The 12,657-nt window shown below is 72.9% G+C and carries 13 protein-coding genes (1 of these 13 cut by a window edge); 9 read left to right on the plus strand and 4 right to left on the minus strand.

What is annotated here, in order from left to right; translation table 11 throughout:
* Window positions 1-8: 8 nt before the first annotated feature.
* From WME98_RS39705 to WME98_RS39715, 3 genes are all read right to left on the minus strand, one after another.
* A complete protein-coding gene (locus WME98_RS39705) occupies window positions 9-212 on the minus strand; it encodes a hypothetical protein (RefSeq protein ID WP_020735039.1) in 204 nt (67 codons plus the stop codon).
* A gap of 98 nt (window positions 213-310) precedes the next feature.
* Window positions 311-1,240, minus strand: a complete 930-nt coding sequence (locus WME98_RS39710; RefSeq protein ID WP_437946889.1) for a hypothetical protein — start codon at window positions 1,238-1,240, stop codon at window positions 311-313.
* Between the two features lie 33 nt (window positions 1,241-1,273).
* Window positions 1,274-3,337 (minus strand): protein kinase domain-containing protein, encoded by a 2,064-nt coding sequence (locus WME98_RS39715; RefSeq protein ID WP_437946890.1) that lies wholly within the window; start codon window positions 3,335-3,337, stop codon window positions 1,274-1,276.
* A gap of 310 nt (window positions 3,338-3,647) precedes the next feature.
* Here WME98_RS39715 and nadC point away from each other — a divergent pair, with 310 nt between their 5' ends.
* The 3 genes from nadC to WME98_RS39730 all read left to right on the plus strand — a co-directional run bounded on the left by nadC (window position 3,648) and on the right by WME98_RS39730 (window position 6,089).
* Window positions 3,648-4,499 carry a carboxylating nicotinate-nucleotide diphosphorylase gene (nadC, locus tag WME98_RS39720; RefSeq protein WP_437954071.1) on the plus strand — a complete coding sequence of 284 codons (852 nt, stop codon included), beginning with the start codon at window positions 3,648-3,650 and terminating at the stop codon, window positions 4,497-4,499.
* Window positions 4,496-5,317 (plus strand): biotin--[acetyl-CoA-carboxylase] ligase, encoded by an 822-nt coding sequence (locus tag WME98_RS39725; RefSeq protein WP_437946891.1) that lies wholly within the window; start codon window positions 4,496-4,498, stop codon window positions 5,315-5,317. The genes nadC and WME98_RS39725 overlap by 4 nt, the downstream gene beginning before the upstream one ends.
* A gap of 118 nt (window positions 5,318-5,435) precedes the next feature.
* Window positions 5,436-6,089: a radical SAM protein gene (locus WME98_RS39730; protein WP_437946892.1), complete on the plus strand. Its 654-nt coding sequence runs from the start codon at window positions 5,436-5,438 to the stop codon at window positions 6,087-6,089.
* Between the two features lie 66 nt (window positions 6,090-6,155).
* On the opposite strand, the gene fbp is transcribed toward WME98_RS39730, so the two are convergent.
* Entirely contained in the window at window positions 6,156-7,208 is a 1,053-nt protein-coding gene (gene fbp, locus WME98_RS39735) for a class 1 fructose-bisphosphatase (protein WP_437946893.1), read from the minus strand.
* 309 nt (window positions 7,209-7,517) lie between these two features.
* Between fbp and WME98_RS39740 the strand changes: the two genes are divergently transcribed.
* The 6 genes from WME98_RS39740 to WME98_RS39765 form a co-directional block, all read left to right on the plus strand.
* On the plus strand, window positions 7,518-8,444 hold the full coding sequence (locus tag WME98_RS39740) for a class I fructose-bisphosphate aldolase (RefSeq protein ID WP_437946894.1): 927 nt from the start codon (window positions 7,518-7,520) through the stop codon (window positions 8,442-8,444).
* Window positions 8,445-8,770: 326 nt separating this feature from the next.
* Window positions 8,771-10,255, plus strand: coding sequence for a leucyl aminopeptidase (locus WME98_RS39745; RefSeq protein WP_437946895.1), 1,485 nt, complete (start codon window positions 8,771-8,773; stop codon window positions 10,253-10,255).
* Between the two features lie 3 nt (window positions 10,256-10,258).
* Window positions 10,259-11,110: a tRNA 2-thiocytidine(32) synthetase TtcA gene (gene ttcA, locus WME98_RS39750; protein WP_061625284.1), complete on the plus strand. Its 852-nt coding sequence runs from the start codon at window positions 10,259-10,261 to the stop codon at window positions 11,108-11,110.
* A 10-nt stretch (window positions 11,111-11,120) separates the two neighbouring features.
* The gene (locus tag WME98_RS39755) at window positions 11,121-11,957 is read left to right on the plus strand and encodes a hypothetical protein (protein WP_437946896.1); all 837 of its coding nucleotides are present in this window, start codon (window positions 11,121-11,123) and stop codon (window positions 11,955-11,957) included.
* Between the two features lie 94 nt (window positions 11,958-12,051).
* A complete protein-coding gene (locus tag WME98_RS39760) occupies window positions 12,052-12,234 on the plus strand; it encodes a hypothetical protein (RefSeq protein WP_020735049.1) in 183 nt (60 codons plus the stop codon).
* Window positions 12,231-12,657: the 5' portion of a peptidylprolyl isomerase gene (locus WME98_RS39765; RefSeq protein WP_437946897.1), read on the plus strand. Its footprint extends 557 nt past the window's final position; the window shows 427 of its 984 coding nt (coding positions 1-427); it begins with the start codon at window positions 12,231-12,233; its stop codon lies beyond the right edge, outside the window. The genes WME98_RS39760 and WME98_RS39765 overlap by 4 nt, the downstream gene beginning before the upstream one ends.

The following is a 12,657-nucleotide window of genomic DNA, read 5'->3' on the forward strand; positions in this document are numbered from 1 at the left end:
GTCGCGGCTCAGCCGCCCGAGCGCTTCGCGTACTGGTACGCGGTGTAGGCGGAGATCAGGTGGCAGATCCAGCCGAGCCATCCGCCGGTGCCGATCCACAGGCCGGGGGTGACGATCAGCCAGAAGATGCAGCGCAGAAACGCGCCGTTGTAGAGCTGCCCAACGCCCGGAATGAGGAAGGACAGAACTGCGGCGATCCCGGATTTGCTCATGAGGTCGGAAGCTGATCACCCTGATCGCCTTGTCAAGCGGACTCGAGCGAAAGCTTCGGATTGCGCCCGCGGCGGCGCGGCAGGCCGCGGAGATCCGCTCAATTCCTGCCGGGCAGGATGATCTTCTTCCGGCCCGTCGAGGATGCGGACGGGGTGGTCGTCGGGGTCGTCGCGCTGGGCGTCGTCGGGATCGTCGGCTGAGCGGTCGTCGACGGGATCGTCGGCGTGGTGGTCGGGTTCGCCGGCTTGGGCTGTGCTTTCGGCGGCGGTTTCGGGGCCGCTGCGGGGACGGGGACCGGCTCCGGCGGGGGCGGTTCGGGCGTCGTGGTTGCGGCCGGCGGCGGAGGCGCCGGATCGCTGGCGACGGACGCCGGCGCCGGCGGCGTGTCGACCGACGGCAGCGCCGTCGTGCCGTCGGACGAGCTTCCGCTGCGCATCATGAAGAAGGCGGTCGTGAGGCCCCCGATGACCACGAAGGCGCCGATCCCGATCAGCGCGAGCGTCGGGCCGGAGCTCTTCGGGCGAGGCCGGGCGGGGATCGGCGCCGCGTACGGCCCGCCGCTGCCCGGCAGCGCCGGAGCGCCGCCGCCGTGAAACCCCGGCGCGCCGGCGGCCCCGCTCGGAGCCCCGAACGGCGAGCCGCCGTACGGGCTCGCGGGAGGCGGGAGCGGCTGCCCGTAGGCGCCCCCTGGTCCTGGAGGGCCGCCGTAATTCGCGGTTGCGCCGGGCCCGTACGGGCCGGGCGCGCCTGCCGGCGGCGCGCCGTACGCGCCTGCCGGGGATCCGTAAGGGGCTGGCGCGCCGGGCGGGGGCGCGCTGTTGCCCCCGCCCTCGACGATGGTCCGCGGCACGGCTCCGCCCGCGGCTCCTGGATCGTGCGGCGCGGTGCCGGGCGGCACGGGGAAGGCGCCCTGAGGCGAGTTGAGCCCTGCGAGCGGAGGCTCGCCGGGCACGGTCTTGCCAGGGCCGTACATGCCGCTCGGGGGCGCAGGCCATCCGGGCGGCGGACCGCTATTCTGATTGCTCATCGAGATCGCATCCTACCGCCTGCGCCGGGCGAGTCAGTTGTTCGGTACGATGATCACGCGCCGTGGCGGCTTGCTGGACGGCGTGGTGGGCGGCGTCGTCGGCGCCGGGGTCGTCGTGTTCGGGGTGGGCTGGGGGTTGTTGGCCGGCGGCTGCGCGCCGGGCGGCGCGGGGAACGGGAACGGGAACGTCGACGGGATGACGATCGGCGGCAGGTTGGGGAGGATCGCCGTCCCGCTGGGGCGCGTCGTCGGCGCCGGCTGCGTCCCCGTCGCGCTCGGCGTCGCCGGCGGCTTCGAGGTGGAGGTCGACGTCGGCCGGGGCTGGGGCTTGGCGACCACCGGCGGCGGCTCGACCGGGGGCGGCGTCACGGCGGGGGGCGCCGTCGTCGCGGGGGTGCTCGGCTCCGAGGGCGCCGTCGCGGTCGGCTGGAACGTCGGCATGGCCGGCGCCACGTCGGCCTGCTCCCTCCGACCGAGCTCGCTGGCGATGTACACGCCCCCCACGACGGCCCCGGTGATCCCCGTGGCGAGCAGCAGGATGGTGAACAGCGAGGTCCCGCGCCGCGCGGGCTGCTTCGCCCCGTGCGCCGAGGCGGCGTGCGAGGTCCTGGGCAGCGGATCCATCGGCGCCGTCCCGGGGATGTACCCCTGCGCGCCGCCCCCGTAGGCGCCGCCGTAGCCGGGCGCCGGAGCTCCGTTGAACGCGCCGGCCGAGCTCCGGTCCATGAAGGGCGCGTTGCCGACCGCGGTCCCGCCTGGGCGAGGCGACACATCGAACGGCCCGGGCTCGTAGCTCGTCGCTGGTACCCCGGGCACCCCTTGCGGGGGCATGTAGGGCGCGGCGCTCACGGTCGCAGGCTGGCCGACCGGGGGGTAGCCGCCCTGAGCGAAGTACGGGCCCGAGGACGGCTCTGGCCTGGGCGTGAACCCTGGCGCTCCCGGCGTCGACGCCGACGGACCCCGGGCGTCCGAGGCGAAGCCGCCCAGGGGCGTCGAGGGCCCGAGCGCGCCCGGGGGGCCGCTCGCAGCGTGCGGTGCGCCGCCGTTCTCGGGCGGGATCGTCTTGGGGACGGAGCTCGTGCGACCGTCGCCCATCGGGTTGGCCGCGGGCGCAGCCGCGGAGGCCGCGAGCATCGCGGGCGCAGCGAGGGCTGCGGGCAGGGCGGGCCCGGACGACCGCGCCACGCTGACCTCGGACGGCGAGGGGGTGAGCGCCGAGGGGGCGCGGGCGGCGCGGGCGAACGGCTCGAGGGCGCCGCGGAGCTCGGCGGTGGTCGCGAACCGATCGGCCGGCGAGGCCGCCATCGCGCGGTGGACGGCGGCGCAGAGGCCCGGCGCGAGCTCCGGCGCCAGGTCCGAGAGCCGCGAGATCTGGCCCGACAGGTAGGCGCCCGCGATCTGCTGGGGCTCGTCGCCGCCGACCGGCCGGCGGCCGGCCAGCATCTCGAAGATGATGACGCCCAGCGAGAAGATGTCCGCGCGCGCGTCAACGGAGTCCGCCGAGTAGGCCTGCTCGGGCGCCATGTACTCGGGGGTGCCCATGATCACGCCCGGCCGCGTGAGCCCGCGATCGAGCTCCCCCGTGACCTTCAGCTTGGCGATGCCGAAGTCGAGCAGCTTGATGAGCGGCTCTCCCTTGGCCGTCCTCGTGATGATGACGTTGTCCGGCTTGAGGTCCCGGTGGACCACGCCCGCGCGATGGGCGGCCTCGACGCCTTCGAGCATCTGCATCGCGTACTCGAGGGCGTCGGCGTAGGCGAGCCGGATGCCGGCCCGGTAGAGCTCCTCGTACAGCGTCTGGAGCGTCTTCCCCTCCAGGTACTCCATCACGATGAACGCCAGGCCGCCGGCGGTCTGGTCGACGTCGACCACGCGGACCACGTGCGCGCTCTGGATCTGCGCGGAGACGCGCGCCTCTTGCAGGAAGCGCTGCACCAGGCCGGAGCGGCGGGACAGCTCGGGGTGGAGAAACTTGAGGGCGACCGTCGTCCCCAGCACCTCGTGGCGGGCTTCGTAGACGCTCCCCATGCCGCCGTCGCCGATGAGGCGCACGAGTCGGTACTTGTTGTGGATGACCTGGCCTGCCTGCGGACGCATCGATCTCCGTTGAGGGCGCTGGAGTTGCTCGGAGAGTCTCACAGGCTGGTAGACGAACGTCAGCCCCATTTGTGCGACACAGCGTCGCGAAGGTCGCGAACCGTACCGCTTTTCGGCGCCGCGGGCCCGATCCGCGCCGCAGGGATCCCGTCCCGGGCAGCCGCGCCGCCGAGCTCGCACGCCCTGGCACGACTCTTGATGACGCATTGCGTCGCCCACCTCGGGGGGGTGCGACGTCGCTGATGCGCGCGTGCGGGAACGAGTATACCTGGGGGCGCCGCCGGGGGTTGCGGCGCTCGAGGAGATGCCTGTGCTGGCTGCGCCGTTGCTGGATGCCCTGATCGATCGCGCTCTGGAAGAAGATCTCGCGGGAGGCGATCTCACCACCGAGGCCTGTGTCGAGGCTTCCGCGCGCGCGACCGCGAAGGCGGTGGCGCGCAAGCCGCTCGTCGTTTGCGGTGGGGACGTGTTTCTCCGCGTCTTTCAGCGCCTGGATCCGCAGGTCGAGGGCGAGGTGCTGATCGCGGACGGCACGGCGGTCGACACCGGCGCCGTGCTCTGGACGGTGCGCGGCCTCGCGCGCACCCTCCTCAGCGCGGAGCGCACCGCGCTCAACTTCGCGCAGCGGATGAGCGGCGTCGCCTCCGAGGCGCGCCGCTACGCCGCGGCGATCCCGCAGGGGTCCGGCGTGCGCATCACCGACACCCGCAAGACGACGCCCGGCCTGCGCGCGCTGGAGCGCTACGCGGTGCGCGTCGGAGGCGCGCACAACCACCGCGACAGCCTCGGGAGCGCGGTGCTCATCAAGGACAACCACATCGTCGCGGCGGGCGGCATCGCCACCGCCATCGGCCGAGCCCGGGCGCGCGCCCCGCACACGACGAAGATCGAGGTCGAGGTCGCCTCGCTCCGCGAGCTCGACGAGGCGCTCTCTGCCGGCGCGGACATCATCATGCTCGACAACTTCACGCTGACCGACGTCAAGACGGCGTCCGCGCGCGTCCGGTCGGCGCAGCACGGCCGGCCTCTCCTCGAGGTCTCCGGCGGGATCACGCTGGAGCGCATCCCCGAGCTCGCCGCGGCGGGCATCGACATCATCAGCGTCGGCGCGCTGACGCACTCGGCCCGCTCGGCCGACATCGCGCTGGATCTCTCGCTGTGAGGCGGCTCGACGCCGGGGCCATCGAGCGCGAGCTCGCGCGCCTCGGCGCGCCGATCGGGAGGCCGCTCGCCGTTGCGTGGGAGACGGCGTCGACGAACGACGACGCCCGGAACGCGGCGGCCGCCGGGGCGCCGCACGGGGCGGCGTTCCTCGCCGACGCGCAGACCCAGGGGCGCGGGCGCGGCGGGCGCGCCTGGCACTCTCCGCCCGGGGAGAACTTGTACCTGTCGGTCGTGCTGCGCCCCGGCCTCCCGGCGAGCAGCGTGGCCCCCATCGCCCTCGTCATGGGCCTCGCCGTGGCGTCGGTCGTCGATCGACAGCTCGCCCGGCTCGCGCCCGGCTCGCGCCGCGGCGACGGCGCCGCCGCCGAGGTGCGGCTCAAGTGGCCGAACGACGTGCTCGCCGGGGGCCGCAAGCTGGCGGGGATCCTGGTCGAGGCCCAGCTGCGCGGCGAATCGGTGAGCAGCGTGATCGTCGGCGTCGGGCTGAACGTCCACGCGTCGAGCTTCCCGCCGGAGCTCTCGGCACGGGCCACGTCGCTCGCGATGCTCGGGATCGACGACGTCCCTCGCGAGGTCCTCGCGGCGGAGCTGCTCCAGGCGATCGGCGACGCCGCGTCGAGGTTCGAGGCGGGAAGGCTCGCGCCCTTCGCGGAGGATCTCGCCCGGATGGACTGGCTGCGCGGCCGCCGCGTCGAGGTCGCCGGCGTGGCCGGCGTCGCGGCGGGGATCGACCCGGAGGGGCACCTGCTGATCCGCGGAGGGGACGGCGTCCTCCGCGCGGTGGCGGCGGGCGAGGTCAGCGTCATCACCGGCTGAGCGCCTCGCGCCGCTTGCGCTGCGCGGTCGGCGCGGCCAAAGCTTGCGGCCTCATCGCGGGTCGCCGGCGGCGCGGAGCCGCCGAGGCCGGCCCGGGCTCCTCGGAGGCGTCGCTTCCTTGAAAGAAGACACCCTCGTCGTCCACGAAATCTACGCCAGCGTGCAGGGCGAATCGACGTTCGCCGGGCTGCCGTGCACCTTCGTCCGGCTCACCGGGTGCAACCTGCGCTGCGCCTGGTGCGACACCTCGCAGGCCTTCTACGGCGGCAAGCGCCTCCGCCGCAGCGACGTCCTCGGGCGCGCGCTCGCCCTCGGCACGCCGCTCGTCGAGCTCACGGGCGGGGAGCCCCTCCTCCAGCCCGGGTCGCTCCCGCTCCTCAAGGAGCTCTGCGACGCGGGCCGCACGGTCCTCGTCGAGACCAGCGGCGAGGCCGACGTATCGCGCGTCGACCCACGCGTGCACAAAATCATGGATCTGAAGGCGCCCGGCTCCGGGGAATCCCACCGGAACCGCTGGTCGAACCTCGACCATCTCACGCCGCGCGACGAGATCAAGTTCGTGCTCGCCGATCGGGCGGACTACGAATGGATGCGGGGCACCATCCGCGAGCGCCGCCTCGACGCGCGCGGCGTGACGCTGCTCGCCTCGTGCGTCTGGGGCAAGCTCGCGCCGAGAGATCTCGTCCAGTGGGTGCTCGACGACGGCCTTCGCGTCCGCGTGCAGGTGCAGCTCCACAAGGTGATCTGGGGCGCCGACGCGCAGGGGGTCTGACCCGCGGGGCCGCCCCCTCCACGCTCGGCTCGTAATGGGAAGGGGCGGCGGCGTCCTCTCGCGGCGTCAGCGCTCGCCGCGCTGGAACTGCTCGAAGTCGTCGACGTCGCGGGGCGAGCCGAGGACGAGCGGCACGCGCTCGTGGAGCGACTTCGGCACCAGATCGAGGATGCGATCGGAGCCCGTGCTCGCCTTGCCGCCGGCGGCCTCGAAGATGAAGGCGAACGGGTTCGCCTCGTAGAGCAGCCGCAGCTTGCCCTGGCCGCCTCGATCGGCGGGGTAGGCGAAGATGCCGCCCTTGAGCAGCGTCCGGTGCGCGTCCGCCACCAGCGATCCCACGTACCGGGCGCCGTAGGGCCTCCCCTCGTGCTTGTTCTCCTCCTTGATCCACGTGTTCCAGCGGCGCACGTCCTCGGGCCACCGCGCGCTGTGGCCCTCGTTGATCGAGTAGGTCGAGCCGCGCTCCGGAATCCGGATGTTCTCGTGGGAAAGGAAGAACTCGCCGACGGTCGGATCGTAGGTGAACCCGTGCACGCCGCCGAGGCCGGTGGTGATGACGAGCAGCGTCGACGACCCGTAGAGCACGTAGCCGGCCGCGACCAGATCGCGGCCGGGGCGCAGGAAATCCGAGGGGTCGGCGCCCATCTTGGCGTCGCTCTTGCGGAGCACGCCGAAGATCGTGCCGATCGAGATGTTCACGTCGATGTTCGACGATCCGTCGAGCGGGTCCACGACGACGATGTACTTGGCGCGCGGATCCGTGGAGAGGAGCCTCATTTCGCCGAGCTCCTCGCTCACCACGGCGGCGCAGTGCCCGCGCCGCCCGAGCACGCTGAGCAGCGTCTCGTTGGCGACCTCGTCGAGCTTCTGCACGATCTCGCCCTGCACGTTCGTCTGGCCGGTGTACCCGAGGACGTTGGCGAGGCCGGCGCGCCGGACCTTCGACGTCACGAGCTTCGCCGCCAGGCCGAACTGGTTCAGCAGCGAGGTGAACGCCCCCGTCGCCGCGGGGAACCCGAGCATTCCCTCGAGGATGTACGTCTCGAGCGTGATCCCGACGCGCGACTGCGCCTCGGGCGGCTTCCAGCTCAGATTCCGTTGGTCCGATGAGAGCGACATGATCCCTCCGCGTGGTGGCAAGGACGTCGCCGCCCCGCCACGTGCTCGCGCTCGCGGCCTCTGCTGCTGATTGCTCCCGCAGAGCCGACCGGCGCGGCTACGAGAATTGCGTATCCGACGGCTCCGTACAACATCCTCCAAGCGCTGCTCGACCGGGGTGTTCGGCTCGATACGTTCGTCTCGGGTCCTCGGACAATGCCAGGGCTTCCTCGCTCGCTGGCGTCGACCCGGGCCGCGGGGCAGGACGGCTCGTGCTCACGCCCAGGTGGGCTGCGCGTTCTGGCGGCAACCCCCTCCACGGAGTGATCCATGGCGCTCACCTCCCGCGTAGAGCAGATCCTCTCTTGGTACGCCTCGGAGAACCCCGGCACGCTGACGAACCTCGTCCGGCTGCTCAACCACGGCGCGCTCGCGGGCACCGGCAAGATGGTGATCCTGCCCGTGGACCAAGGGTTCGAGCATGGCCCCGTGCGATCGTTCGCTCCGAACCCCGAGGCCTACGATCCCGACTACCACTTTCAGCTCGCGATCGACGCCGGGTGCAACGCGTATGCGGCGCCGCTCGGGTCGCTGCAGGCGGGCGCGGCCAGGTTCGCGGGGCAGGTGCCGCTGATCTTGAAGCTCAACAACAGCGACACGCTGGCGAAAGTGGAGCAGCCCGTGTCGGCGGTGACCGGATCGGTCGACGACGCGCTCCGCCTCGGCTGCGTCGGCGTCGGCTACACCATCTACCCCGGGTCCGGCGCGAGAAACCGGATGTACGAGGACCTCCGCGAGATCGGCCTCGAGGCCAGGCGGAAGGGCCTGGTCGTCATCGTCTGGAGCTACCCGCGCGGCGCCGGGCTGTCGAAGCAGGGCGAGACGGCCGTCGACGTCTGCGCCTACGCGGCGACCATCGCGGCTCAGCTCGGCGCGCACATCATCAAGGTCAAGCCGCCGACGGCTCATGTCGAGCAGGAGGAGGCGAGAAAGATGTACGAAAAATTCGGCATCCCCATCCAGACGCTCGCCGAGCGGGTCCGCCACGTCGTGCAGGCGACCTTCAACGGCAAGCGCGTGGTGATCTTCTCAGGCGGCGAGTCCAAGGCGACGGACGCCGTGCTGGAGGAGGTGCGCGAGATGGTCGCGGGCGGCTCCTTCGGCTCGATCATGGGGCGCAACGCGTTCCAGCGCCCGCGCGCCGAGGCGCTGAAGCTCCTCGCCGACGTCATCCACATCTACAGGTCGGGGCGCTGACGCCCCTCGATCCGGCGCTCGGGGCGGGACGCCCGGACCGCCGTCCCCGTAAGCGTTGCCGCACGAGGCATCCCGGCGGAGGCGCCGCGGGGCCCGCCACAGAGGCGCCGCGGCGCCCGTCGTTGCCGGCCGCCGAGCGGCGCCGCGCCTCCACCGCGCCTGGGAGCGCCTCCGCCGCGCCCGGGAGCGCGCTTCCGGCGCCCGGGAGGCGTGCTCCCCCGCGCCTCGGGCCGACCGCCTGCGGCATCGTCCACGTCGACGGGGTTAGCCCTTCGTGATTAGATGCCGCGCTGGATACACCCCCCCGTCCGGGCTCAGGAGACCGCATGCCGATCAAAGTGAACCTCGCCTCGTCAGACCCGCTGAGCCTCGCCGTCGACGTCCTCGTCATCGGCGTGCCTGAAGGCGCTTCGACGGGTGAGGGCGTGCTCGCGAGGCTCGTGGAGGCGCTTGGCGAGTCCGTGGCCCACCAGGTCAAGCGTGACGACTTCACGGGGAAGAAGGATCAGAGCGTCGATTTCACGACGCGCGGCGCGCTGAAGCCTGGCCGCGTGCTGCTGCTCGGGCTCGGGTCCGGCAAGCTCACCGACGTCGATGTCCGGCTGGTCGCGGCGAAGGGGGCGCGCTTCGCCAACGGCGTGCGCGCCGAGAGCGTCGCGGTCGTGGTGCCGCCCGGCGTCGAGCGCGCGGAGCGGTCTGCCGCCGAGGGCCTCGTGCTCGGGTCCTACCGGTTCACCCGCTACTTCACGGGCGATCGCGTGCCCAAGTTCGGGCTCGCGCGCGGCACCGTGGTCGTCGAGGGCAAGGCGGGCAAGGCGGCGCGCGACGCCGTCGCGCTCGGCCAGCAGGTCGGCGAGGCGATCTGCATCGCGCGCGACCTCGTCAACGAGCCGCCGAACGAGATGCATCCGGAGGCGCTCGCGCGCGTCGCCGCAGAGGTCGGCAAGCAGCACGGCCTCAAGGTGACGGTGTTCGACAAGGCCGCGCTGAACAAGCGGGGGATGAAGCTCGTCATGGCGGTGGGGCAGGGGAGCGCGCGCGAGCCTCGGCTGGTCCACATGAGCTACGCGCCTCCCGGCAAGCCGAAGGGGAAGCTGGTCTTCGTGGGCAAGGGGCTGACGTTCGACAGCGGCGGCCTCTGCATCAAGCCGGCTCCGGGCATGGAAGAGATGAAGGGCGACATGGGCGGCGCCGCGAACGTGATCGCGCTGATGGCCGCCGTCGCGGCCGCCAAGCCGAGCGTCGAGGTCCACGGCATCATCGGCGCGGCCGAGAACATGCCCGACGGCGCGGCCTACCGGCCGGGCGACATCTTCGGCTCCCTCGACGGCAAGACGGTGGAGATCATCAACACCGACGCCGAGGGGCGCCTCGTCCTCGCCGACTGCCTCGCCTATGCGCGCGGGCTCAAGCCGGACCTGATCGTCGACAACGCGACCCTCACGGGCGCCTGCGTCGTGGCCCTCGGGCCCACGGTGTCGGGCTTCTTCTCGAACCGCGAGGAGCTCGCGGATCGCCTGCGGGGCGCCGCGAAGGCGGCGGGCGAGTCGATGTGGCAGCTCCCGCTGGTCGACGAGCTCCGCGACGGCCTGAAGAGCGACTGGGCCGACATCAAGCACACGGCCGACCGCTGGGGCGGGGCGATCACCGCGGCCCTGTTCCTGCGCGAGTTCGTGGGGGACGTCCCGTGGGCCCACGTGGACATTGCCGGCCCGTCGATGGCGAGCAAGCCCTACGGCATCTTCTCCAAGGGCGGGACGGGTCACGGCGTGCTTACCTTCCTCCGCCTCGTCGAAGGCTTCACCGGCTGAACCGTGCAACTCCGCCGTAAGCTCGCGCGCGCCATGGGCCGCGCCATCACCGACTTCGACATGATCGCCGACGGCGATCGGATCCTCTGCGCCGTCTCGGGGGGCAAGGACAGCTACGCGCTGCACGCGCTCCTCATCGACCTCGCGCGCCGCGCGCCGGTCCGGTTCAGCGTGATCGCGGTCAACATCGACCAGGGACACCCTGGCTATCCCGGGCACCTCCTGTCCGACTACATGGCCGCGGGTGGCCACGAGTTCCGGATGATCTCCGAGGACACCTACTCGATCGTCACCGAGAAGATCCCCGAGAACAAGACGTACTGCTCGCTCTGCTCCCGCCTGCGGCGAGGCATCCTCTACCGCGTCGCGCGCGAGCTCGGGTGCTCGAAGATCGCCCTCGGCCACCACCGCGACGACGCCGTGACGACGCTGCTCTTGAACCTGATCTTCGCCGGCCAGCTGAAGTCCATGCCGCCGAAGCTCATCTCCGACGACGGCGACAACGTCGTGATCCGCCCGCTGATTTACTGCGCCGAGGCCGAGCTCGCCGCGTTCGCCGCGGAGGAGCGCTTCCCCATCATCCCCTGCGATCTGTGCGGGTCGCAGGAGAACCTCCAGCGCAAGGCGGTGAGCCGGCTGCTCGCGGAGCTCGACGAGCGCCACCCCGGGGCCCGGCAGAACATGCTCGCCGCCCTCGGCAACGTGCGCCCGAGCCATCTCTTCGACACGGGCCTCTGGAAGCGCCTTGGGCTCGAGGTCGCCCGGGAAGAGGGGAGCGCGAGCAGCCAGGCAGGCGCCGACGCGCCGGCGCCGGAGGTGCTGCCCGTGGGCCACTTGCTCAGAAACCTGGCCTAGCGGCTCGCGCATGAGCACGGAGGCTCCCGGCGCGATCTCGATCGGCGCTCCGCGCGAGGCGGAGGCGAGCGCGTCTGCGCCCGACGAGCGCGGCGGAACGGCGGCGCGCAGGGGCGACGGACCGTCCGCCGCGGATGGCCCCGAGGCGCCGCAGCCCGGAGCGGCGCGCCCGGGCCTCGGGGAGGGGCGCGCCCCGCAGGCGCTGCTGGCGGCGGTCGTCGCCTGGATGATCACGGTCGCTCCTGCCGGGTTCGGCCGCGGGGCACCCGTGTCCGCCAGCGTCGCCGCCACGCTCGCCTTCCTGTGCGGCATCGCCGCGCCGCTGCTCGCCGCCTCCCACCGCCGGGCGGCGCGGCACCTCGGCATCTCTGCCTTCCTGGCGCTCGTCACGCTGACGTGGCTGCTCGCCTCACCCTCCCTTCAGCCGTCCCGCCTCGACCCGGTCAGGGCGGCCATCGGCGGGATCGCCTGGGGCCTCTTCGCGCTTTCCTGGCGCGACCGCTGGGAGGTGCGGCGCCAGCCGGAGCCGGACCCGGACGTCCCCCTCCTGCAGCCTCGGGCCCACCTGCCGCCGCTCGCCGCCGTGATCGTCGCGTTCGGCGCGCTGGTGAGCCTCGCCATCCTCGTGCTCGCGTGGCGGGTCCGGGACCCGGACCGCGCCCTCCTGGCCCAGGCCGTCGCCGTGGCCTGCGCCGTCGCCCTGATCACCGCGGCCTCCGGCGTCGCGGTCGCCCGCGGCCGCCGATACACGGCCGGCGCGCGGCGGCTCACCCACCGCGCCGTCCGGCAGCTGCTGGTCTTGATCGTCTTCGCCGTCCTGGGGGCGGTCGTGATGATGCTGCGCTGAGCAGCGGCCCGGCCGCCGCTCGCCGAGGGGGGCTGCCCTGCAGCGTCCCCGCATCTCCGCCGGTTCCACGTCAAATCGCGTTACACTCACGCGCGTGTCCCGTGCAGTCGATGTCTTCGCGATTCTGCTCCTCGTCGCCGCCGCGTTCTCCTTCGCCTTCGGGGTCCACGCGCTCGGCGATCGCCAGGATTTCAAGGCCATCTACCTCCTGGTGATCGGCGGGCTCTCGCTCAAGGCGTCCACGGAGATCCTTCGCCCCCGTGGGGGTAGCGCGTGAGCCCTGGGCGCCGAGGGATCGCGGCCGTCGCGTGCCTGTGCGCGTGCGCGGCCTGGGCTGCCTCGTCGACGTCCGCGCGGGGGGCGGCGCCGCTTCCGGCCGACGTGGCGGCGCGCGTGGGCGCGCTCGACATCTCCGTCGAGTCGGTGGCTCGCATCGCGGCAGCGCAGCACATCTCGCCGGCGCACGCACGGGACGCGGCGATCCGCGACGCGCTCCTCGCCGCCGCTGCGCGAGACCGCGGCCTCGAGCGCGACGCCGACGTGCAGCGCGACATCAACGCGGTGCTCGCCCGTCGCCTGCTCCACCGGCTGAAGGACGAGGCGGAGAACGCCGGCCCCGTGACGGACGACGAGCTGCGCGCGGCCACCGAACGGCACTGGCTCGACCTCGATCGACCCGAGGGATACCGCACCGTGCATG

This window comes from Sorangium sp. So ce296, from assembly GCF_051529605.1.
Lineage (GTDB): Bacteria > Myxococcota_A > Polyangia > Polyangiales > Polyangiaceae > Sorangium > Sorangium cellulosum_D.

Excerpts from the sequence above, each read along its gene's own strand:
- fbp (WP_437946893.1), bottom strand. The coding sequence starts at position 7,208 with ATGTCGCTCTCATCGGACCAACGGAATCTGAGCTGGAAGCCGCCCGAG.
- WME98_RS39715 (WP_437946890.1), bottom strand. The coding sequence starts at position 3,337 with ATGCGTCCGCAGGCAGGCCAGGTCATCCACAACAAGTACCGACTCGTG.
- WME98_RS39705 (WP_020735039.1), bottom strand. The coding sequence starts at position 212 with ATGAGCAAATCCGGGATCGCCGCAGTTCTGTCCTTCCTCATTCCGGGC.
- WME98_RS39710 (WP_437946889.1), bottom strand. The coding sequence starts at position 1,240 with ATGAGCAATCAGAATAGCGGTCCGCCGCCCGGATGGCCTGCGCCCCCG.
- WME98_RS39745 (WP_437946895.1), top strand. The coding sequence starts at position 8,771 with ATGCCGATCAAAGTGAACCTCGCCTCGTCAGACCCGCTGAGCCTCGCC.
- WME98_RS39740 (WP_437946894.1), top strand. The coding sequence starts at position 7,518 with ATGGCGCTCACCTCCCGCGTAGAGCAGATCCTCTCTTGGTACGCCTCG.
- WME98_RS39755 (WP_437946896.1), top strand. The coding sequence starts at position 11,121 with ATGAGCACGGAGGCTCCCGGCGCGATCTCGATCGGCGCTCCGCGCGAG.